At 65.1% G+C, this 20,107-nt stretch carries 21 protein-coding genes; 12 read left to right on the forward strand and 9 right to left on the reverse strand.

The window, feature by feature from the left end; translation table 11 throughout:
• The first annotated feature begins 45 nt into the window (after window positions 1-45).
• The 3 genes from phnE (AC2FMN_RS05565) to AC2FMN_RS05575 are packed head-to-tail and all read left to right on the forward strand — an operon-like array spanning window position 46 to window position 2,933.
• Window positions 46-927, forward strand: a complete 882-nt coding sequence (gene phnE, locus AC2FMN_RS05565) for a phosphonate ABC transporter, permease protein PhnE (RefSeq protein ID WP_496686831.1) — start codon at window positions 46-48, stop codon at window positions 925-927.
• Entirely contained in the window at window positions 924-2,291 is a 1,368-nt protein-coding gene (gene phnE, locus AC2FMN_RS05570) for a phosphonate ABC transporter, permease protein PhnE (protein ID WP_496686833.1), read from the forward strand. Before phnE (AC2FMN_RS05565) ends, phnE (AC2FMN_RS05570) begins: the two co-directional genes overlap by 4 nt.
• Window positions 2,292-2,315: 24 nt before the next feature.
• On the forward strand, window positions 2,316-2,933 hold the full coding sequence (locus tag AC2FMN_RS05575; RefSeq protein WP_496686835.1) for an LbetaH domain-containing protein: 618 nt from the start codon (window positions 2,316-2,318) through the stop codon (window positions 2,931-2,933).
• A gap of 6 nt (window positions 2,934-2,939) precedes the next feature.
• On the opposite strand, the gene phnF is transcribed toward AC2FMN_RS05575, so the two are convergent.
• Window positions 2,940-3,656, reverse strand: coding sequence for a phosphonate metabolism transcriptional regulator PhnF (phnF, locus tag AC2FMN_RS05580; protein WP_496686836.1), 717 nt, complete (start codon window positions 3,654-3,656; stop codon window positions 2,940-2,942).
• A 102-nt stretch (window positions 3,657-3,758) separates the two neighbouring features.
• Between phnF and phnG the strand changes: the two genes are divergently transcribed.
• From phnG to phnN, 7 genes are all read left to right on the forward strand, one after another.
• Window positions 3,759-4,220 carry a phosphonate C-P lyase system protein PhnG gene (gene phnG, locus AC2FMN_RS05585; RefSeq protein WP_496686838.1) on the forward strand — a complete coding sequence of 154 codons (462 nt, stop codon included), beginning with the start codon at window positions 3,759-3,761 and terminating at the stop codon, window positions 4,218-4,220.
• Window positions 4,217-4,792, forward strand: coding sequence for a phosphonate C-P lyase system protein PhnH (gene phnH / locus AC2FMN_RS05590; protein WP_496686840.1), 576 nt, complete (start codon window positions 4,217-4,219; stop codon window positions 4,790-4,792). Before phnG ends, phnH begins: the two co-directional genes overlap by 4 nt.
• Window positions 4,793-4,795: 3 nt before the next feature.
• Complete coding sequence (locus AC2FMN_RS05595) at window positions 4,796-5,887, forward strand: carbon-phosphorus lyase complex subunit (RefSeq protein WP_496686842.1); 1,092 nt, start codon at window positions 4,796-4,798, stop codon at window positions 5,885-5,887.
• A gap of 238 nt (window positions 5,888-6,125) precedes the next feature.
• Window positions 6,126-6,986, forward strand: coding sequence for an alpha-D-ribose 1-methylphosphonate 5-phosphate C-P-lyase PhnJ (locus tag AC2FMN_RS05600; protein WP_496686843.1), 861 nt, complete (start codon window positions 6,126-6,128; stop codon window positions 6,984-6,986).
• A complete protein-coding gene (gene phnK / locus AC2FMN_RS05605) occupies window positions 6,983-7,753 on the forward strand; it encodes a phosphonate C-P lyase system protein PhnK (protein ID WP_496686845.1) in 771 nt (256 codons plus the stop codon). Before AC2FMN_RS05600 ends, phnK begins: the two co-directional genes overlap by 4 nt.
• 24 nt (window positions 7,754-7,777) lie before the next feature.
• Entirely contained in the window at window positions 7,778-8,461 is a 684-nt protein-coding gene (gene phnL, locus AC2FMN_RS05610; protein WP_496686846.1) for a phosphonate C-P lyase system protein PhnL, read from the forward strand.
• Complete coding sequence (gene phnN, locus AC2FMN_RS05615; RefSeq protein ID WP_496686847.1) at window positions 8,458-9,006, forward strand: phosphonate metabolism protein/1,5-bisphosphokinase (PRPP-forming) PhnN; 549 nt, start codon at window positions 8,458-8,460, stop codon at window positions 9,004-9,006. The genes phnL and phnN overlap by 4 nt, the downstream gene beginning before the upstream one ends.
• Here the strand turns inward: phnN and AC2FMN_RS05620 are convergent.
• A complete protein-coding gene (locus AC2FMN_RS05620; protein ID WP_496686848.1) occupies window positions 8,988-9,671 on the reverse strand; it encodes a DUF1045 domain-containing protein in 684 nt (227 codons plus the stop codon). The two genes, phnN and AC2FMN_RS05620, sit on opposite strands and share 19 nt — an antisense overlap.
• Window positions 9,672-9,723: 52 nt before the next feature.
• Here AC2FMN_RS05620 and AC2FMN_RS05625 point away from each other — a divergent pair, with 52 nt between their 5' ends.
• Window positions 9,724-10,866 carry an alpha-D-ribose 1-methylphosphonate 5-triphosphate diphosphatase gene (locus AC2FMN_RS05625; protein ID WP_490360373.1) on the forward strand — a complete coding sequence of 381 codons (1,143 nt, stop codon included), beginning with the start codon at window positions 9,724-9,726 and terminating at the stop codon, window positions 10,864-10,866.
• Here AC2FMN_RS05625 and AC2FMN_RS05630 read toward each other — a convergent pair whose 3' ends face one another.
• From AC2FMN_RS05630 to AC2FMN_RS05660, 7 genes are read right to left on the reverse strand one after another with little or no spacing between them, the layout of a single operon-like run.
• A complete protein-coding gene (locus AC2FMN_RS05630) occupies window positions 10,867-11,343 on the reverse strand; it encodes a class I SAM-dependent methyltransferase (RefSeq protein ID WP_496686850.1) in 477 nt (158 codons plus the stop codon). It abuts the gene before it with no gap.
• Between the two features lie 19 nt (window positions 11,344-11,362).
• Complete coding sequence (locus tag AC2FMN_RS05635) at window positions 11,363-12,115, reverse strand: polysaccharide deacetylase family protein (protein ID WP_496686851.1); 753 nt, start codon at window positions 12,113-12,115, stop codon at window positions 11,363-11,365.
• On the reverse strand, window positions 12,112-13,254 hold the full coding sequence (locus AC2FMN_RS05640; protein ID WP_496686852.1) for a glycosyltransferase family protein: 1,143 nt from the start codon (window positions 13,252-13,254) through the stop codon (window positions 12,112-12,114). Before AC2FMN_RS05640 ends, AC2FMN_RS05635 begins: the two co-directional genes overlap by 4 nt.
• Window positions 13,251-13,835 carry a histidine phosphatase family protein gene (locus AC2FMN_RS05645; RefSeq protein ID WP_496686854.1) on the reverse strand — a complete coding sequence of 195 codons (585 nt, stop codon included), beginning with the start codon at window positions 13,833-13,835 and terminating at the stop codon, window positions 13,251-13,253. The genes AC2FMN_RS05640 and AC2FMN_RS05645 overlap by 4 nt, the downstream gene beginning before the upstream one ends.
• Window positions 13,832-14,908: a glycosyltransferase family 4 protein gene (locus AC2FMN_RS05650; RefSeq protein WP_496686856.1), complete on the reverse strand. Its 1,077-nt coding sequence runs from the start codon at window positions 14,906-14,908 to the stop codon at window positions 13,832-13,834. Before AC2FMN_RS05650 ends, AC2FMN_RS05645 begins: the two co-directional genes overlap by 4 nt.
• Window positions 14,908-16,155: a glycosyltransferase gene (locus tag AC2FMN_RS05655; RefSeq protein WP_496686858.1), complete on the reverse strand. Its 1,248-nt coding sequence runs from the start codon at window positions 16,153-16,155 to the stop codon at window positions 14,908-14,910. Before AC2FMN_RS05655 ends, AC2FMN_RS05650 begins: the two co-directional genes overlap by 1 nt.
• On the reverse strand, window positions 16,152-17,366 hold the full coding sequence (locus AC2FMN_RS05660) for a glycosyltransferase family protein (RefSeq protein ID WP_496686956.1): 1,215 nt from the start codon (window positions 17,364-17,366) through the stop codon (window positions 16,152-16,154). The genes AC2FMN_RS05655 and AC2FMN_RS05660 overlap by 4 nt, the downstream gene beginning before the upstream one ends.
• 363 nt (window positions 17,367-17,729) lie before the next feature.
• On the opposite strand from AC2FMN_RS05660, the gene AC2FMN_RS05665 reads away from it, so the two are divergent.
• Complete coding sequence (locus AC2FMN_RS05665) at window positions 17,730-20,105, forward strand: mechanosensitive ion channel domain-containing protein (RefSeq protein WP_496686860.1); 2,376 nt, start codon at window positions 17,730-17,732, stop codon at window positions 20,103-20,105.
• Window positions 20,106-20,107 lie beyond the last annotated feature (2 nt).

Here is a 20,107-nt window from a genome sequence, read left to right on the forward strand (position 1 = left end):
GGTCCGGCCTGAGGCCGGGCCTCGCCGTCCATCCGGGAGAATTCCATGACAGATCTGACCGCCAGCGCCCGAAGCGTAGACGATGTCCGCGACGACTATGTCGCGATGACCCGCCGAAAGCGGGTCTATGGCGGAATTCTTCTGATCCTGTTCGTGGCCTTGATGGCTGCGGGGTTCCGCACCGCCGACAGGCGCAATGCCGGCAGTTTCACCGACGGCCTGCACCGCGTTCTGGACTATCCGGCCGAGGTGCTGTCCGAGGCGTGGGACAAGATTGCGGACATGCCCGCGAACCTTGTCGCGTATTTTCCGGCCCTGGTCGAAACGTTGAACATCGCGGCAGCGGCCACACTGGTCGGCACGCTGGCAGGAGCATTTCTGGCGCTGGTCTCGACACGGGGGCTGGCGCCCTGGCCTCGGCTGATCCCGCTGTTTCGCCGCCTCGCCGATATCTGCAGGGCCGTCCCCGAGATCGTGATCGCGCTGGTTCTGATCTTCGTGCTGGGTGGCGGTCCGGTTCCGGCCATGATCGCCATCGCCATCCATACCGCCGGTGCGCTCGGCAAGTTGTTTTCTGAGGTCAACGAAAACGCGTCGTTGAAGCCGGTCGAGGGGCTGCAGTCGGTCGGTGCCACCTGGACGCAGCGGATGGTTCTGGGCGTGATCCCACAAGTCGGCCCGAACTATGTCAGCTATGCCCTGCTGCGGTTCGAGATCAACATCCGCGCCTCGGCCATCCTGGGTTTCGTAGGCGCGGGTGGCCTTGGCTACGAGCTGCGCAATGCGATGTCGTGGGGGCAGGGGCGGTATGACGACGCAGCGGCAATCTTTCTGCTGCTGTTCGTTACGATCGTGATCGTCGACCAGGTTTCGGGATCGGTGCGAACCCGCCTGACCGAGGGCACGCAGAAAGGAACCGCCGCATGACGACTTTTGCCACCGATCTGCCCCGCGAGGCGCTGAAGGCCCGGGCCGACCGCCTGTTCGCGCGCAAACGCCTGACCAGTCTCGCGCTGCCCGGTCTGGTTCTGGTCTACCTGATCTATGTGTTCTTTGCCTTCGACATGCCCGGTCTTGCCGGACGGGCGAACTGGGAAAACGGCCGGACTCTGATTTCGGACAGCTTCAGCTACAAGACCCATGTGACCCGCGACAACCGCACTGGCGACGTCTCGGTCGCAATCGAGGGCGAGCGCAAGGGCGCCTATCCCGAGGGTCAGGCGCCCGACTGGGTGACCCTCGGCGAAACCACGGTGATCGAACTTGAGGGCGGCCATGTCGTTCGTTTCGGGCCGGATACCGTCGAATATGACATCCCCGGCTATGGAACGGTGCGCGCCACGCCCAGCCGATCGGCGGGAGTGCAGGCCCAGCTGCCTTCGGACGCGGTGCCCGAGTGGATCAGCCTGTCGCGAAACCGGCTGGCGATCACCACCGAAGCCGGGCGCCTGACCGTGACGCGCAACCGGGCCGAGGTGTTCCGATACTTCACTGGCTGGGAGCTGTTCTGGTTCACGCTGGACAGCCCCTATCATGGCAAGTCCTTTGCCCAGTTGGTCGGGCTGGCCGCCAGCGGTCAGGCAGGGGCCATATTCAACGATTTCTGGACCAACAAGATGTGGCGCCATCAGGACGTGGCCTGGGCGATTTTCGAAACCATCCTGATGGCCTTTCTGGGAACATTTGGCGCAGCGCTGATCGCCCTGCCGCTGGCCTTCATGGCGACGCGGAACTTCAACCCGTTGCGGTCTGTCCGGTTCATCGTGCGGCGCGTCTTCGATTTTCTGCGCGGGGTGGATGGCCTGATCTGGACGGTGGTGCTGGCGCGCGCCTTCGGGCCCGGGCCGCTGACCGGGGCGCTGGCCATCCTGGTCACCGATACCGGCACCTTCGGCAAGATCTTTTCCGAGGCGCTGGAAAACGTCGACCAAAAGCAGATCGAAGGCGTAGAGTTCACCGGGGCCAATGCGCCGCAGAAATATCGTTTCGGGGTAATCCCGCAGATCACGCCGGTACTGCTCAGCCAGGTCCTGTACTTCCTGGAATCCAACACCCGCAGCGCGACCGTGATCGGGGCGATCACCGGCGGTGGAATCGGTCTGTTGCTGACACAGGCGATCATCACCCAGAAAGACTGGGAGGAGGTGGCCTATTACATCGTGCTGGTCATCCTGATGGTCATGCTGATGGACTGGTTCTCGGGCTGGCTGCGCAGGCGGCTGATCCAGGGCGGGCCACCCAAGGCGCGAAAACCGTGCGACCCGCAGGCCAAGCCCCTGATGTTGCCCTGAATCGCATACGAGGACTTGCAGACCATGGCGCGCTTGCGACCGGACCAGCCCGTCATCCACCCGGATTGCCAGATAACCGGCAGCAGCTTTGGCGCCTTTGTCGAAATCGGTGCGGGAACGCGGGTGACGAATTCGGTTATCGGGGACTACTCCTATTGCGACCGGACCTGCGACATCGCCAATGCCAGGATTGGAAAATTCGCCAATATCGCCAGTTTCACCCGGATCGGGGCCACCGACCATCCGATCGAGAAAGCGTCTCTGCATCACTTCCACTATCGCTCGGCCGACTATTGGGACGATGCCGAGGATGATGCGGACTGGTTCGCCCTGCGCGCGGGGCGGCTGGCGCATATCGGGCACGACACCTGGATCGGCCACGCGGCCATCATCAAGCCCGAGGTGACGATCGGGCACGGGGCAGTCGTCGCCTCCGGGGCGACCGTGACCAAGGACGTGCCGCCTTATACCATCGTCGGCGGTGTCACTGCCCAACCCATCCGACGCCGGTTCCCGGAGCGGGTGGCCGAGCGGATGATGGCTCTGGCCTGGTGGGACTGGGACAATGCCCGCCTGCGCGCGGCGCTGCCCGATTTCCGCGCGTTGCCCGCCGAGGCGTTCCTGGAAAAATACGAAGATTGACCGGCATCACCCGTGGTCGTCATCCAGCGTCAGGGTGACCCGCTCACCGGCAAAGACGGTCTTGCCGTATTCAACCGGATGCCCCTGCGGATCGGCATTGATGCCGACCGAATGCAGAACCGGCGCGCCCTCGATCAGTTGCAGGTGCCGGGCCTGAACCGCGTCGGCCGCGCGGGCAGTCAGGCGGGTCGAGATCCGGGTATAATCCGCCACGCCGCAGTACCGCAGCGCCCGCGTGACCGAGCCGTTCTCGGCCAGCGCCTCGGGCAGGTCCGGCAGGCGGGCGGCAGGAAAGACGCTTTGGAACACCGCGATCGGTTGTCCATCGGCCAGCGACAACCCGTCATAGACATGCACCGGGTCGCCGGGGGTCAGCTTCAGCGCCTCGGCCTCGGTCTTGTCGGCGGCGCGGGTGATCAGCGACAGTACCCGCTTGCCCGGAATCTTGCCGCTGGCCGAGATGTTCTGGTGGTACCGGACCCGTTTGCCGATCGGGTAATCGGTCGCTGCTGCCGAAACGAACACGCCGGCCCCGCGGCGTGGATGCACCAGGCCTTGCTTGGCCAGTTCGGCCAGGGCCCGGCGCACCGTGTGGCGGTTCACGCCGTGGGTTGCGGCCAGCTGCGCCTCGGTCGGCAGGCGGTCGCCGGTGGCAAAGCGGCCCTCGGCGATGTCGGCGGTCAGCGCCAGCGCAATGGTCTTCCAGATCGGTGTTTGGCTCATGTCATCAAAACTTCACAGCATATTCGTTGCGAGTCACCCATTGCCTCGTTATGATTTGTCTAGTTGTATAGTAGTTGTAGACAACTTGGCCAAGAGGCTTTGATGGCGGAACAGACAAAAATTGCGACAGGTGATCGACGGGCCTGGCTGGGCCTTCTGGCACGTGCGCCGGCCGAGTCGCTGGCGGCCTTGTGGTCCGGCTATGGCGCGCGTCCCGAGTTCCAGTGGCTGCGCACGCCCGAGATTGGCGGCGTCATGGTGCGGGGGCGGGCAGGCGGCACGGGCGCGCCGTTCAACCTGGGCGAGATGACGGTCACGCGCTGCGCTCTGGTCTTGGCCGATGGAACCGAGGGCCACGGATATGTGCAGGGGCGCGACAAGACCCATGCCGAAACCGCCGCTCTGATCGACGCGCTGATGCAGACCGGGGACGCGGACGAGGTGCGTGCGAAAATTCTGGAGCCGCTGACCCGCCAGGTCCAGGCGGCCAGATCGGCCCGGGCCGCGAAGGCCGCGGCCACCAAGGTCGAGTTTTTCACGATGGTTCGGGGAGAGGATCAATGACCCCACAGACCCGTTTTTCAGGCGGTTTCACCGACGCGCCGGTTCAGGCGGCCCACGCCTTTCGTGCGGTCATGACCGTGATGGCCCGGCCGGGCGAGTTGCGGCAGCTGGTCGGCGCGACCCCGCCCGACGGCCTGTCGGTCGCCGCGGGAACGCTTCTGCTGACGCTATGCGACCCGGATACAGGCGTTTATCTGGCGGGCGGGGCCGATAGTTCGGCCATTCGCCAATGGCTGACCTTCCATACCGGTGCGCCCCTCGTGCCCGCCGAGCAGGCGGATTTCGCCGTAGGCTGCTGGCCGGACCTGGTGCCGTTGGACCAATACCGGATCGGCACACCGGAATATCCGGACCGATCCGCCACCCTGATCGTGGAGTGCGACGCGCTGGACCTTTCCGGTGCAGTCCTGCGAGGTCCGGGCATCCGCGACGCCGCACGCCTTTCCGTGCCCGACGTTGCGGCGCTGCAGGCCAATTCGGACCTGTATCCGTTGGGGTGCGATTTCTTCTTCACCTGCGGGGATACGGTCGCGGCCTTGCCGCGCAGCACCCGCATCCAGCCCGAGGGTTAGGCCATGTACGTAGCCGTCAAAGGGGGCGAAAAGGCGATCGAAAACGCCCATGCCTGGCTGGCCGAGGAACGCCGGGGCGATCCCAGCGTGGCTGAATTGTCCTTGGCGCAGATCCGCGAACAACTAAGCCTTGCGGTGAACCGCGTGATGGCCGAGGGCTCTCTGTACGACCCCGATCTGGCCGCACTTGCGATCAAGCAGGCGCGCGGTGATCTGATCGAGGCGATCTTCCTGATCCGCGCCTACCGTACCACCCTGCCGCGGTTCGGTTATTCGACCCCGGTCGATACCGGCGGCATGGCCTGCGATCGCCGGATCTCGGCCACGTTCAAGGACGCACCGGGCGGGCAGGTTCTGGGCCCGACCTTCGACTACACGCACCGTCTGCTGGATTTCAAACTGGCCGCCGATGGCGCGGTGCCTGCAGCCCCCACCGCCGCGCCGCGCCATGAGCCGACCCCGCGCATCACCGAATTCCTCAAGGACGAAGGCCTAATTCAAGATGAACTCGCCAGCGATGAACCGCCGGGCGACCTGACGCGCGAACCGATGGAGTTCCCGGCCGACCGCCCCCTGCGCCTGCAATCGCTGACGCGTGGGGACGAGGGGTTCGTGTTGGGGATGGCCTATTCGACCCAGCGCGGCTATGCCCGCAACCACGCTTTCGTGGGCGAGTTGCGCATCGGCACCGTCGCGGTCGAGATGGAAATCCCCGAACTGGGTTTCGCGATCGAGATCGGCGAGATCGCCCTGACCGAATGCGAAACGGTGAACCAGTTCAAGGGATCAAAAACCGAGCCGCCGCAGTTTACGCGCGGCTATGGGCTGGTCTTCGGCCAGTCCGAGCGCAAAGCCATCGCCATGGCGCTGGTGGACCGCGCCTTGCGCTGGGAGGAATTGGGCGAAGACGATCTGGGTGCCCCGGCGCAGGATCAGGAATTCGTCCTAAGCCATGCCGATAACATTCAGGCGACCGGCTTTCTGGAGCATATCAAGCTGCCGCATTACGTCGATTTCCAGTCCGAACTGGAACTGGTGCGCAAATTGCGCCGCGAGGCCCAAGAACGAGTGGCATCACCGGAGGCGGCAGAATGACTTCCGTGACCTGCCTGCATCCTGTCCGCTTGATGGGTTGTCTTGTCGGCAGCAAACGGCCGTGTGGCGGTTTCCGAGCCGATCGCGGCCCATTCGCCATGTTGGTCGCGTCGCATGGCCCGGCGCCGTCGCCGGGAGTGTATCCTGCGCCAGAGAAAGTACACCATGACGACCGCGAAGGCCGAGGCAACCAGATAACCGTCCACAACAACACCGAAAACCGAAAGTGATACATCAAATGAATGAGTATAACTTCGCATATTTGGACGAACAAACCAAGCGGATGATCCGTCGGGCCATTCTCAAGGCTTTGGCGGTGCCCGGCTATCAGGTGCCTTTTGCAAGCCGCGAGATGCCCATGCCCTATGGCTGGGGCACGGGCGGGGTTCAGGTCTCGGCCGCGACGCTGACCCCCGACGATACGTTCAAGGCCATCGATCAGGGTGCCGATGACACGACCAATGCCGTGTCGATCCGAAAGTTCTTTGAAAGGACGGCGGGCGTGGTCACGACCGAAGAGACCGGGAAGGCGACCATCATCCAGACCCGCCACCGTATCCCCGAGGCCCGGCTGCGCGCCGATCAGATCCTGGTCTATCAGGTCCCGATCCCCGAACCACTGCGGTTTCTGGAACCGCGCGAAACCGAGACACGCAAGATGCACAGCCTGCAGGAATACGGGTTGATGCATGTGAAACTCTACGAAGACATCAGCCAGCACGGCGCGATTTCCACGGCCTATGCCTATCCGGTCCGGGTGGCTGAGCGCTATGTGATGGACCCGTCTCCGATCCCGAAATTCGACAATCCGAAACTGGAAATGGACGCGATCCAGCTGTTCGGTGCCGGGCGCGAGCAGCGGATCTATGCGGTGCCGCCGCATACGCGGGTGGTCAGCCTCGATTTCGAGGACTACCCGTTCGAGGCCGCCAAGGCCGATCATGCCTGCGATCTGTGTGGGGCCGAAGACAGCTATCTGGACGAGGTGATCACGGACGATGCAGGCAACCGGATGTTCGTGTGCTCGGACACCGATTACTGCCGGTCCCGCCGCGACGCCGGACACCAAGGGCGTTTGACGCAGGAGGGCGCGGCATGACCCCGCTGTTGCAGGTCAAAGGCATCGAGAAACGCTATGGCGCGCGGATCGGGTGCCGGGATGTCAGTTTCGACCTCTACCCCGGCGAGGTGATGGGGATCGTCGGCGAAAGCGGGTCGGGCAAGTCGACCCTGCTGAACTGTCTGGCCGGGCATCTGAAACCGGATGCCGGGCAGGTAATCTTCGACACCCGCACCGATGGGCCGGTGGACACGGTCACGATGTCGGAACCGGCCCGCCGGATGCTGGGGCGCACCGACTGGGCCTTTGTGCATCAGCATGCCCGCGACGGGCTGCGCATGTCGGTCAGCGCCGGTGGCAATATCGGCGAGCGGCTGATGGCCGTGGGGAGCCGGCATTATGGTCAGATCCGCGGGCAGGCGCTGGATTGGCTGGGCCGGGTCGAGATTGCAGAATCTCGTGTGGACGACCGACCCAGCGCGTTTTCGGGCGGCATGCAGCAACGGTTGCAGATCGCGCGCAACCTGGTGACCGGTCCGCGGCTGGTCTTCATGGATGAACCGACCGGCGGGCTGGATGTCTCGGTGCAGGCGCGGCTGCTGGACCTGCTGCGCGGTCTGGTGCGCGAGATGGGGCTGAGTGCCATCATCGTCACCCATGATCTCGCCGTGGTCCGGCTGCTGGCGGACCGGTTGATGGTGATGAAGGATGGCGAGGTGGTCGAGGCGGGGCTGACCGATCAGGTGCTGGACGACCCGCAGCATGCCTATACGCAACTGCTTGTGTCCAGCGTTCTGCAGTTCTGACACCGTGCGAAAGGGTGAACCGCGATGATCGAACTGACAGATGTGAGCAAGAGTTTCGTCCTCCACAATCAGGGCGACGCCGTGATCCCGGTGATGGCTGGCGCGTCGCTGCGGGTCGAGGCCGGAGAATGCGTGGCCCTGACCGGGGCCAGCGGGGCCGGGAAGTCCACGCTGATGCGGGTGATCTACGGCAATTACATGGCGGCCTCGGGTCAGGTGCGGGTGGGTGGCCTGGACGTCGCACGGGCCCAACCGCGCGAGATCCTGCAGCTGCGCCGCGAAACTCTGGGCTATGTCAGTCAGTTTCTGCGCGTGGTGCCGCGGGTGCCGACGCTGGACGTCGTGGCCGAGCCGTTGCTGGCGCTGGGCGTGGATCGGCAGGCCGCACGCGGGAGGGCCAGCGCACTGCTGCGCCGGCTCAACATCCCGGAACGCCTTTGGGGCCTGAGCCCGACGACCTTTTCGGGCGGCGAGCAACAGCGCGTGAACATCGCCCGTGGTTTCGTGCATGACTATCCGGCGCTGTTGCTGGACGAGCCGACCGCCAGCCTGGATGCCGAGAACCGCGAAACCGTGTTGTCGCTGATCGGCGAGGCCAAGGCGCGTGGCGCCGCCATCGTCGGCATATTCCACGACGCCGAGGCGCGCGATCGGGTCTGTGACAGGGCGGTGGATGTTTCGGGCTTCGCGCCGGAGCGGATGATATGAGTCTGGCGCCGGTCATTGCCGTGGTGGGGCCGTCTGGCGTGGGCAAGGACAGCGTGATCCAGGCGCTTCTGGACCGGGAACCGGGATATTGCCGCGTTCGGCGGGTGATCACCCGACCCATGGGCGAACAAGGCGAGGATTTCGAACGCGTGACCGAGGCGCAGTTCCATCTGCTGGCGTCCAATGGTGCCTTTGCGCTGCACTGGCCCGCGCATGGGTTGCTCTACGGAATCCCGGCCTCGATCCTGGACCAGCGGCGCGCGGCCCGTGGCGTTCTGGTCAACCTGTCCCGTTCGGTCCTGCCGCAGGCGCAGGACGTGTTCCAGGATCTGGTGGTCGTCTCGTTGACGGCCACCCCCGAGGTTCTGGCGCAACGGCTCAGAGATCGCGGGCGGGAAAGTACGTCCGCGCAGGCCAATCGGTTGGGGCGGGCCACGACCCCGCTGCCGGACGGTTTGCGGCGGGTGATCACCGTGGACAATTCTGGCCCGCTCGCGCGGACCGTCGATCAGATCCTGCGGCAGCTTCAGGGCGAAAGGGCATAGCGATGGATCACGTGAAACCGCCCGTCCTCGGCCTCGCCGACCAGCGCCAGATCCGCAATGTGGAACGGGGCAGGCAACAAGGGGGCAAGGTGATACTCCAGAACCGCCTGGGTTCGGCCGAGGGTGTCTTTGTCCAGCTTGCCCGACAGGGTGATGTGAAATCGAAAGGCGTCCAGCACGTAAGGATAACCCCAGGCCGCCAGGTTGGCCTCTTGCGCGGGCGTCAGGCGGGCCGCGCGCCGGCGGGCCAGATCCGCATCGGTCAAGGGTGCCCGAAACCCGTCCAGCTCGCGGACGCAGGCCGCGGCCAGCGCGTTCAGCGCGTCGGTATCACCCAAGGGGCGCAGGGCCAGGAACCGGCCCAGCCGGGCGATTTCCAACCCGTCCAGTGTCAGCGCGCGCTGTACCGCCGCGAGGCGCGCACAGGCCGCCTCGAGTGCAGGCAGTGTCTGCCCGGCGCGCAGGCGAAAGGGCGGCTTCAACGTCGCGTGCAGGCCGTATTTGCGCGGAACCTCGGTGATGCTGGCAATATCGAGGCCATCGACCGCAGGATGCCCAACCTCGGTCCCGGTCTCGGCGTCCCAGCCCAGCCAAGCCGTTGCGAATGCGGCCCAATCCGCGCTGCGGGGGGGAACGAAATAGATCGCGTAGCGCCTGTATGTCACCTTGGCCTCCTGTTGCGTGGCCTCTTGTTAGAACAAACCGTGTGAAATTCCGATGACAGATGAACTGATCCTTGCCAATGCCGCACTGGTTCTGCCCGACGAGATCGTACGCGGCTGTGTCCGGGTCGCCGGCGGAACCATCGCCGCGGTCGATCCCGGCCCTCGGGTTCCCAGGGGCGCGATCGATTGCGAGGGAGATTTTGTCGGCCCCGGTCTGGTCGAACTGCACACCGACAATCTCGAGCGTCACATCCAGCCGCGGCCGGGTGTTGACTGGCCCCACGCCGCCGCGATCATCGCGCATGACGCGGAACTGGCCGGTACCGGCATCACCACGGTGTTCGATGCGATGCGGGTCGGGTCGATCCCGTCGGGTGCGCGGCGGTATCTGCCCTACGCGCGCGGGCTCTCGCGCGAACTGTGGGACTTGCGGGCGCAGGACGCGCTGAAGATCAGCCACTTCCTGCATTTGCGGGCCGAGCTCTGCTCGGAAACCCTGATCAAGGAGTTGGCCGACTTCGGCCCCGAGGACCGGGTCGGCATCGTTTCGCTGATGGATCACACGCCGGGGCAGCGCCAGTTCCGCGACCTGTCCAAGTTAGAGGCCTATCTGAAGGGCAAATACGCGATGAACGACGACATGTTTCTGCAACATGTTGCCCAATTGAAGGCCTTGCGGGACCGCAACGGAGACCGGCACGAACACGAAGCCGTGCGGGCCGCGCGTCGGTTTGGGGCGGTTCTGGCCAGCCATGACGACACCACGCCCGAGCAGGTGCGGGTGTCGGCGGGTCACGGCATTCGCCTGGCCGAGTTTCCCACCACCGTCGAGGCCGCCCGGGCCTGCCATGACCTCGGCATACAAGTGATGATGGGGGCGCCCAACGTGATCCGAGGCGGATCGCATTCCGGCAACGTGGCGGCGCGCGACCTGGCCCGACACGGATACCTGGACATCCTGTCGTCCGACTATGTGCCTTCGGCCTTGCTGTTGTCTGCCGTACAACTGGGCCGAATGTGGGGGGACATGGCGCGCGGATTGAAGACCGTGACCTTGGCCCCGGCGCGGGCCGCCGGACTGATGGATCGGGGCGCGATTGAAGCCGGAATGCGCGGCGATCTGATCCGGTTCCGGATGCGGGACGCGGTGCCGGCCCTACGCGCGGTGTGGTCACGCGGGCGCCGCGTGGCTTGATCAGGCGCGATAGAAAAGATAGCGGTCGGGCGCGATGCTGTCGGGGCCGCGTATCTGTTCGAACCCCACCAGCGGCTGACCCGAGATCAGAAAGCCGCCGGGTACCATGACCCGGGCGATCAACGGGCTGAGCCGGGCGGCTTCGGCCACGTCTTCGTGCTTGATGCCGCGTCCAAAATCGTAATGCGCCAGCGCCACGCACGGGCCGCGATCGGCCAGTCTGGCCAGCATCGGCTCGGCCTCGCCCTGCAGGAAATCCTCGGCGGGGGGTGTGCTATCGGGGTGGCATTGCAGCACCCGGTCCATCACCCAGATGCGCCTTTGGGGCAGGATTTCGCGCAGATGATCATAGGTGCGGCCGTTTCCCAGACCCATGTCCAGCACGTCGCCGTCCAGGCCCGCGATCTGCGCCGCAGCCCAGTTCAGTCCGTCGCGCTGGGCGGTCAGACGGCGCAGCATGGAATCCAGTCGGCTCATCGGGGTCTCCCTTGGTCGTTCAGTGCGCGGGTACTGTCCAGATGCGGACCGGACCCTGCAGCAGGTGCGTCAGCAGTGCTTCGGTGAAATCCCAGATCTGTTGATCATGGACCAGATGGTGGGTCAACACGCCAAAAGGCTCCTGGGGGTCCGCGCGGCCCAGCCGGCGGTCGCGCAGCAACGCCGTGGTTCGGGCGATCAGCCCATCGGGGTCGGCCAGCCCGCGCGTGCCACGCCAATCAATCGGGTCCAGATGGGTATTCACCTGCTCAAGCCCCGGCGCCGCCAGCCTTTGAGTGCGCGGGGTTGCCGTCGACAGGAACCGATAGCCCAGTTCGGGCAGCGTCGCTGCGACTTCGGGCGCGATCCGGTTCCAGGGCGGCACGAACATCGGGCGCAGCCGGTCTCGGAACTGGTCGCGCAATTGCGCAAGGCCGCGGCGGGCATCGTCCTTGATGGCCTCAAGTGGCCGATGCAGGCGGAATTCGGCCTTCTTCTCACCGGCGGGTGCGTGGTTGTGGTGGGCCCAGCCATGAACCACCGGAATCAGCTCGGGCGTCCGGGCGATCAGGGTGGCAAGATCCGGCTGGGCCGCCTGCGGAATGACGGCCAGATGAACCGGCAGGCCCAGCCGCCGCGACAGGTCCGTCAGGCGTTCGAGTTGCGGCGTCGCCGCCACGGCATCATCATCGCGCCACCACAGCGGCAATGTATGCCCGGCCTGGGACCAGATACGCAGTTCGTCCGCCAACGGGGTCCAGTCCCAGGTCATCCGCGCGCCTCCCGCAGCTGCAGGGCGATTTCGACCGTCCGATGCGCACCGTCAAAGCCTTGCGTGGCCGGAATGCGGGGGCCCTGTTCCATGACTGCTGCGACCGAACGGGCCAAAGCGTCTCCGGTCAGCTCCGCCGAGGACAAAACGCGCATCGCCGGCAAATGGGCGAGGCTACGGGCTCGCAGGGTCTGCTCCACCTCCTTGCCGTCATCAAACGGGATCAGGACGCCCGGTGTACCCGCTTGCAACAGGTCCATTGCGGTGTTGTACCCGCACATGCTGACGGACGCCCCCGCCAGAGGCAGCATGTTGCGAAAATCCGGGCGGACCGGCTCGATCGTGATCGGCCAGCCTTGGGCCAGTGTGCGCAGTTCATCCATGCGGGTTTGGGCGTCGCCGCCGCCGACCAGCAGCCGCCAGCGGCTGTCTGGCATCTTTCGGGCGGCCTCGATGGCCGCGCGAAAGATCGGCTGCCCCACCGAACCGCCGCCAGCGCTCACCAGAACCTCGCCTGTCCCGATGCCGTCGCAATGGGGCAGCGGCGCCGGCGGTGCGACGAAACCGGTGTAGTGCAGGCGGCTTTCCAACCGCTCAGACACCGGCCAGCTGACGCTAAGGGGTGTGACTTGTGGGTCGGAATGCACCAGCACGCCGTCGAAGAATTCGGCCACGATCTCGTCGGCCCGTTCGGCCTTCGCGGGCTTGGAAGGGGGTGCCAGGATGTCGCGGATCGAACTCAGCACAACCGGTCGCGCCGGTAGGTCCTTTGCCGCCGACAGCAGGGCAAGAAATTCGGCGCTCAGGCTGCGGCGGCCGAAGGGGAACAACTCGGTAATCAGAATATCGGGCTGACCGGTTTGCACCGCGTGCGCCAGCATTGCGGTCCGTTTCGCCAGATAGTCGGGGTCGGCGGGCTGGCCGCTTTCGGTCAGCAACCGCGTGAAATCGGTGCCGTCCGAGCGCAGCGGCGGCAGTTGAACGAGGCTCAGGCCGGCACGATCCAGTTGCGGCGCCGGCATCCCGCCCGAGACGACCGTGACCGCGTGCTCGGCCTGGGCAAAAGCCCGCCCCAGCGTCAGGGCCCGGCTGAGATGTCCGGTTCCCAACAGATGGGTGACGGCGATCATGACCTTCATGACATGTCCTCGCACGGGATTAGGCGGACCGGTTCGGGTTCGGGCTGCATCCGGTCCAGATCGACAACATACAGGCGGTTGCGTTTGATACGGAATGGCGCAGGGCCGGCAAACCCCCACCCCCAGGCCCGGGCCAGAATGACGCGCATGATCCCGATATGGCAAACGGCGACCGCATCGGTTTGCAGACCGGCCAGCCAGGGCTCGAGCCGGGCCCAGAGCTCAGCCGGGCTTTCGCCGCCGGGGGGGCGGTAATCCCAGGCCCAATCCTCAATATGGCGGTAGCCGCTGTCGGGGTCGGCGATCAGGTCCAGACCGCGCTTTCCTTCCCAGTCGCCCCAGTCCATCTCGGTCAGGGCCGGATCGGTGCGCGGCGCGCGCCCGGTGACCAATTGTGCCGTTTCGGTCGCGCGGCTCAGCGGGCTGGACCACAACTCCGCCTCGTTCCAAGGGGGCGGCAGGCGCAGGCCGGACAACTGGGCGCGGGCTTCGTCGTCCAGAGGAATGTCGCTGCGGCCCTGAATGCGTCCGGCGCGGTTCCAGGTAGTATGACCGTGTCGCAGCAGGGCCAGACGTGTCATGTGCGGTCCTCCAGCAGGGGTGCGACGCCAGCCCAGAACTGGTCCGAGGCCGCAGGCATCAGGTGGCGTTCGGCGATATGAACGCGAGCCTTCCCGCCTTCGGTTCGTCGCAGGTCGGTATCGGCCAGAAAGTTGTCGATACGGGCGGCCAGCGCCTGCGGCCCTTCCTCCGGCTTGGGATAGCACGAGGGCGCCAGCACGTCCCGCACACCGGGGCGATCCTGCGCCACCACCGGCACTCCGGCGGCCTGCGCCTCGAGATAGGTCATGCCATAAGCCTCGTTCACGCCCGGCCAGACCAAGAGCGCGGCGCGCGTATAGGCATCCTGCATCGCGGGGGCGTCCAATTGCCCAAGAAAGCGCACCCGCGCGCCGAAAGGGGCCATCAGGGCCTGAACCTGCGCCCGGGCCGGGCCGTCGCCGGCGATGTCCAGCGACCAGTCCCCTTGCAGCAGGGCCAGCGTCTCGGCCAGTATCGTATACGACGCCAGTTTGTCGCCGGGCCGCATCATGCCCACGGCCAGCATCGGTCCGTCGCAGCGCGACCGGGGCGGCAGATCCGTACGCGGCAGGAACGGCGGCAGCTCGATCAGCGCCTGATCGCCATACCGTTCCCGCTTCAGCGTGATAAGGTCATTCGCCGTGTGATAGAAGATCACCCGGGCCGCATCGCACGCGTCATGGGCAGCGCGGGCGAACCCGGCCCATGGCCCGGTCAGGCGCGACAGGGCTCGGGTGCTTTCAAGTTGCACGTAAGGAAGGCCGCGGGCCTTGGCCACAACCGGCCCCAGCAGATCGGGCGCCTTGTAATAGTTGTGGTAGGTTACCCAAAGCCCGGTATCGCCGGGAAGGTCGGCGATCAGCCGTTCGGCCTCGGACCGGGCGGCCCGACGCAACGCGGCCTGGACCGATGCGTCCCCCGTCTTGTCATAGATGCGCAGGCGCGAGACCAGATCGACCGGGGTTCCATTGGCCCCGATTGCGGCCATCAGGTTACGAGCCATCTGCCGGTCGCCCGACGGTATCGGACTGTCCGGCGCTTTCATCGGCGCGTAGAAGGCCACCCGCGTCATCACCCCTGATCCGCGCACAAGGCCCGCAGCCGGGCCGACAACCGTGCGATGCCGGGTTCCATGCGGAATTCGGAAATCAACCGGTCATGGGCCGCGTCGGCCATAGCCGCGGCTTTCGCGGGTTCTGCCGCCAGGGCCGAGATCGCACCCGCCAGTGCGTCAGGCTTGTCGGCGGACAGAACCCCGTGCACCCCATTTTCGATGAATTCGGGGATGGCCGAAACCGGCGTGGACAGGATCGGCAGCTTCTGAGAAGCGGCCTCCATCAACACATTGGGCAAACCATCCCGGTCGCCATCCGCCGCGATGCGGCTGGGCAGAACGAACAGGTCGGCCGCGCGCATGGCCGCGATCACCTCGGGCTGGTCGCAGGCACCCCGCCAGGTGATGCGGCCCGACAGACCCAGGGTTGTGGCCAGGTCTCGCAGGCCGTCCGACAAGGCACCGCCGCCGATATGGGTCCAGTGCCAGTCGAGCTGCGCGGGCAAAAGCGCCAGCGCCTTCAACAGACGGTCAAAGCCTTTCTTTTCGACCAGCCGGCCCACCGAGAGCATGCGGAACGGCGCGCCGACCTTTCGCAATGGGCGGTCTGGCGCGTGCGGGAATCTGGACAGGTCCAGCCCGTGATAGATCAGCTCGACCCGGGCCGGATCGTCGGCCAGCTCGCGCAGGTGGCGCGCGCCGACCGCAGTACAGGTGGCGCCGAAGGCCGCGCCATGGGTGCCGGCCTGCAGCTTTTCGCGCTTTTCCCAGTCGGGCGAGGTCCAGATGTCCTTGGCATGGGCCGAAAAGCTCCACGGCAGACCCCGCATAATCGCGGCATAGCGCGCGACCGAGGACGGCGTATGCAAGAAATGCGCATACAGTGCGCGGGTTTCGGCGGGCAGTTCGGCGGCCAGAACGCAGGCCTGACCGAACCGGCGGATGCGGTTGTGCGTGGGGTCGCGCCGCAGATCCTGCCGCCACTGCCGATAGGCGCGGTCGTATCCCGGCAAGGCTTGCGCGGCCCGGCGCCCCGCCCAGACCCGTTCGGGTTCTTCGAACAGGTATTCCGGCAGGTAATGGACCGTGCCGGCGAACCGGTCGTGCAGCGGGTGGCGCTTGGTGTCTGTCGGGTGGCGCAGCGACCAGATGTCGAAGTCGTGGCCCGCCTCTTGCAGGGCAACCAGTTCCTGGGCGATGAACGTCTCGGACAGGCGTGGCCAGCCCTTGACCAACACCGCCAGCCTAGGCGCGGTTCTGCTCATCCGGTGGCGCGCTCCCGTTCCTGCGACAGCAGGGCATCGACGCGGCCGGTAACATAGTCGAGCCCATCCAGCAGGCCGGCGCGGATCGCCTGCGACGGCAGTGGCTGGTTCGGCAGGTTGCGGATGGCAGCAATCATCGCCTGTGGCGTCAACCCATCGCGGGTTTCGTCCAGCATGCGGACGAGGCCCAGGTCTTCGGCGCGCGAGGCGCGGATCCATTGTTCCAGTCGCGGCGTGGTGCGCGGCACGATCACGGCACGTTTGTCAAACGACAACACCTCACAGAAGGTGTTGTAGCCGCCCATGCACACAACTCCCGCCGCACCCGCGAACAGGGTCTCGATCTGCGATTCGAACCCCACCGCGGTCACCCGCCCGTTCAGGGCCGCGACACGGGCTTCGAACTCGTCGCGCAATTCGCCCGACAGGAAGGGGCCATAGACCAGAACGGCGCGCGGCGACAGGTCCGGGTCCTGCTCGTAAGCCGACAGCACAAGGTTGACCATGGCCTTGCCATCCCCGCCGCCACCGGGCGTGATCAGGATGTACGGCTGTTCCGGCGGAGTGCCGACCGGGCCCAGGTCGCGGCGCAGATAGCCGGTCCAGTGAATGCGGGCCTGGGTCGCGGGGCTGAGCGGCAGGCCCCGGGTCGGGTCATAGACCGAACGCAGACCATAGACCCAGATTTCGTGGTAGAATTTTTCGGTGGCGGTAACCGCATCCTTGCGGGCCCATTCGGCGGCCAGAACTTCGGGTTCATCGAGCACGTCGCGCAGGCCCAGAACCAGCTTGGCATGGCCGGTTTCGTGCAACTGCTCGAGCGTCGGCAGCAGTTCGCCACGGAACCCAGTGGGCTCTTTGTCGACGATCAGAACATCGGGGGCGAACTGGCGCACGGCGGTCTGGATCAGGCCTGACCGCAATTCGGTCACTTCGTCGATCCCCATGCCGATGGTCTGCGCCGCATAGGAGCCATCCGCGCGTTTGGTCACGCCGGGCAGGCGCACATGGTCGACGCGTCGTGGAAAGGTGAACCGACCGGCGACCGGGGATCCGGTCAGGATCAGCGCCGAGGCCTGCGCGTTGGCCTGCGTGATCGCGGACGCCAGCGCGCGTGATCGTCTGAGGTGGCCCAGACCGAACGTGTCGTGGCTGTAGAACAGGATGCGCGGCGCGCGGCCGGTGATTTGGTCTTTTGTGCCTAGGCCCATGCCTTCGCCCGTTTCATTGGTCTCGGTGCATTTTCCGCGCGTTCGCACCTGATAGCGTATCTTTTCCGGGTCCGCTTGCCAAAGGCGCTGTTTCAGCGCCGCAAATGCGTCAGGCATTGCGATTCGGCAACAGCCCTAGGGCATTTGCCGACGTGGACCCGAAACGGGTTTGCTGGCGCGGGATGGCCGGTCTCGGATGTGTTACTCGGAAATCAGGCATTTGAAAATATGCCGGCCGTCAGGAATGTTGGAAAAAAACACGCCACTACACGTTGTCGGGAAATCTCGGCCGGACGGTTTGAACAGGGCCGCGCGCGCTTGTAGGCTGGCGGACAGCCGATATGAAATTGGGTGCCAAGCCTTATGAATCTGACAATTCTTGTCCGCGTGATGTGCCTGTGTTGGGCGATGATGGTCGCAGGTGCGATGCAGGCGCCGGCCCAGACCTCGCTGATTCCGGGGTATCCGACGGGGTCGGACGACCAGGTCGGGACGAGCAGCGACTCGGATATTGCCGCCGCCATACGCGCGGCAACCGAGGCAGGGGCCAGCGTCATCGTGATTGACAGTGCCGGAAAGGTGGTGCCCTCGGGTGCCGGGTCCACCGCTCTGGCTGAGGACGCGCCGCATGATCCGATGTCGGAAAGCTCGCAGTTGATGAAGGCGCAGGAGCGCGTTGCCAAATTTAGCGAGGCCGTCCGGTCGCGGCTCGAGGCGTTGCCCTATTCGATCTTCGAGGTTCGTTACATTCTGGAACAGACCAGCCCCGATGGTCGGATCATGACCTATGTCGAGGTTCTGGGCTGGAACATCCTGTTCCTGCTGCTGGGTCGGTGGCTGTCGATCGAGCTGTACGGCAAGCGTTTTGCCCGACGGTGGGTCGTCGCCCGGATCAAGGAAAACCCGCAAGGGTATCGAGAAAAGATGCCATTTCTCGTGTTCCGGTTCCTGATGGGAATCGGGGCCACCGTCTTTGCCATGCTGATGGCGCTGTTGGTGGGCTATCTGTTCTTCGGCCAGTCTGAGGACGTCTCGATCCAGTTCACGGTGACCGCCATCTTCACGGCCTTTTTCCTGTCGCGTACGGTTTCGGACCTGTGGCGCATGGTGCTGTCACCGTATCTCAGTCAATATCGCCTGCCGCCGTTTTCGGACCGGGACGCCAAGCGGCTTTACATCTGGGCCTCAGCGCTGGCGACTTACGACATCACCGCGGTTCTGTTTTCGACTTGGGTGGCGGATTTTGGCCTCAACTACAACGTTTATGCCATGGTATATGGCAGCCTGACCCTGATCGGGCTGGTCGGAAACATCCTGATGATCCTGTTCAACGCGCGGGCGATCTCGAACGCGATCCGGGGCGGGCGCAGGCCGGATCAGGTGTCGTGGCTGCTGCGCTTCGTATCCTTCGGCTGGGCTCCGGTGCTGATCGTCTACCTGGTGTTCAGTTGGTTCAAGTTGGCGGTGGATCTGGTTCTCGAAACCGAGGATTCGATTCCGATCGTGGCCAGCAGCTATCTGATCTTCATGTCCGTGGTCATCGCCTACGGGGCCATGAACTATGTTCTGGAACGGTATTTCGACCGCAATCGCCAGATCGAGGCGATAAACGCCGAGGCAGACACGGATGACGAGGCGCGCGAGACTTCGGAAACGCCCGAGGCCGAGCAGCGGCGCCACACGATGGTCACCTACGAGGATCTGGCCCGGCGGGTGGCCGGCATTCTGGCCTTCGTGGTCGGCATCTATGCGCTGGTGGTCATCTGGAATCCCGAAGCCAGTTGGAGCGAGGATCTGCCCGTCGGGCGCGCGCTGGACGTGATGGTGATCCTGTTCATCGGGTATATCCTGTTCCATTTCTTCCGGATCTGGATCGATATGAAAATCGCCGAAGAAGTCGAGGATGGTGGCGGTCAGGCCGAATTGGGCGACGAGGGCGGCGAAGCCAGCCAGAGCCGGTTGGCAACACTGCTTCCGCTGTTCCGCGGCGCCATTCTGGCCATCGTGGTGGTCTCGATCGGGTTGATCGCCCTGATGGAGGTTGGCATCAATGTCAGCCCGTTGTTTGCCGGCGCCGGTGTCGTCGGCCTGGCGGTGGGCTTTGGGGCGCAGACGCTGGTGCGGGATATCTTTTCGGGCGCGTTCTTTCTGTTGGACGATGCGTTCCGCAAGGGCGAATATGTCGATATCGGCGACGTGAAGGGGACGGTCGAAAAGATCTCGGTCCGGTCGATGCAGCTGCGCCACCATCTGGGGGCGCTGAACACCATACCCTTCGGCGAGATCAAGGTGCTGACCAACTATTCCCGCGACTGGGTCATCATGAAGCTTCCTCTGCGGGTGACCTATGACACCGATGTCGAAAAGGTGCGCAAGCTGATCAAGAAGCTGGGGCAGGAATTGCTGAGCGATCCGGTGATCGGCGACAATTTCATCCAGCCTCTCAAATCGCAGGGCGTGATCGAGATGCAGGATTCCGCGATGATCATCCGGGTCAAGTTTATGACCAAGCCGGGCGACCAATGGCTGGTGCGCAAGCGGGTCTATCAGGAGATCAGGGAACTGTTCGCGCGCGAAGGCATCCAGTTCGCCCACCGTGAAGTGACTGTGCGACTGGCCGACGGCAAGGAGGCCGGCGACCTGACGCCGCAGCAGCGCGAGGCGGTGACCGGTGCGGTTCAGGCCGCGATCGACGAAGACTATCTGGACGATATCGGGCCGGGCGGCGATGACCGCTGACC

The sequence above is a fragment of the Ruegeria sp. BHSC037 genome (assembly GCF_059613045.1).

Excerpts from the sequence above, each read along its gene's own strand:
- phnL (WP_496686846.1), top strand. The coding sequence starts at position 7,778 with ATGATCGAACTGACAGATGTGAGCAAGAGTTTCGTCCTCCACAATCAG.
- phnN (WP_496686847.1), top strand. The coding sequence starts at position 8,458 with ATGAGTCTGGCGCCGGTCATTGCCGTGGTGGGGCCGTCTGGCGTGGGC.
- phnE (WP_496686833.1), top strand. The coding sequence starts at position 924 with ATGACGACTTTTGCCACCGATCTGCCCCGCGAGGCGCTGAAGGCCCGG.
- AC2FMN_RS05660 (WP_496686956.1), bottom strand. The coding sequence starts at position 17,366 with ATGGGCCTAGGCACAAAAGACCAAATCACCGGCCGCGCGCCGCGCATC.
- AC2FMN_RS05575 (WP_496686835.1), top strand. The coding sequence starts at position 2,316 with ATGGCGCGCTTGCGACCGGACCAGCCCGTCATCCACCCGGATTGCCAG.
- AC2FMN_RS05625 (WP_490360373.1), top strand. The coding sequence starts at position 9,724 with ATGACAGATGAACTGATCCTTGCCAATGCCGCACTGGTTCTGCCCGAC.
- AC2FMN_RS05640 (WP_496686852.1), bottom strand. The coding sequence starts at position 13,254 with ATGAAGGTCATGATCGCCGTCACCCATCTGTTGGGAACCGGACATCTC.
- AC2FMN_RS05665 (WP_496686860.1), top strand. The coding sequence starts at position 17,730 with ATGAATCTGACAATTCTTGTCCGCGTGATGTGCCTGTGTTGGGCGATG.
- phnH (WP_496686840.1), top strand. The coding sequence starts at position 4,217 with ATGACCCCACAGACCCGTTTTTCAGGCGGTTTCACCGACGCGCCGGTT.
- AC2FMN_RS05600 (WP_496686843.1), top strand. The coding sequence starts at position 6,126 with ATGAATGAGTATAACTTCGCATATTTGGACGAACAAACCAAGCGGATG.
- phnE (WP_496686831.1), top strand. The coding sequence starts at position 46 with ATGACAGATCTGACCGCCAGCGCCCGAAGCGTAGACGATGTCCGCGAC.
- phnK (WP_496686845.1), top strand. The coding sequence starts at position 6,983 with ATGACCCCGCTGTTGCAGGTCAAAGGCATCGAGAAACGCTATGGCGCG.
- AC2FMN_RS05595 (WP_496686842.1), top strand. The coding sequence starts at position 4,796 with ATGTACGTAGCCGTCAAAGGGGGCGAAAAGGCGATCGAAAACGCCCAT.
- AC2FMN_RS05655 (WP_496686858.1), bottom strand. The coding sequence starts at position 16,155 with ATGAGCAGAACCGCGCCTAGGCTGGCGGTGTTGGTCAAGGGCTGGCCA.
- AC2FMN_RS05650 (WP_496686856.1), bottom strand. The coding sequence starts at position 14,908 with ATGACGCGGGTGGCCTTCTACGCGCCGATGAAAGCGCCGGACAGTCCG.
- AC2FMN_RS05635 (WP_496686851.1), bottom strand. The coding sequence starts at position 12,115 with ATGACCTGGGACTGGACCCCGTTGGCGGACGAACTGCGTATCTGGTCC.
- phnG (WP_496686838.1), top strand. The coding sequence starts at position 3,759 with ATGGCGGAACAGACAAAAATTGCGACAGGTGATCGACGGGCCTGGCTG.
- AC2FMN_RS05645 (WP_496686854.1), bottom strand. The coding sequence starts at position 13,835 with ATGACACGTCTGGCCCTGCTGCGACACGGTCATACTACCTGGAACCGC.
- AC2FMN_RS05630 (WP_496686850.1), bottom strand. The coding sequence starts at position 11,343 with ATGAGCCGACTGGATTCCATGCTGCGCCGTCTGACCGCCCAGCGCGAC.
- phnF (WP_496686836.1), bottom strand. The coding sequence starts at position 3,656 with ATGAGCCAAACACCGATCTGGAAGACCATTGCGCTGGCGCTGACCGCC.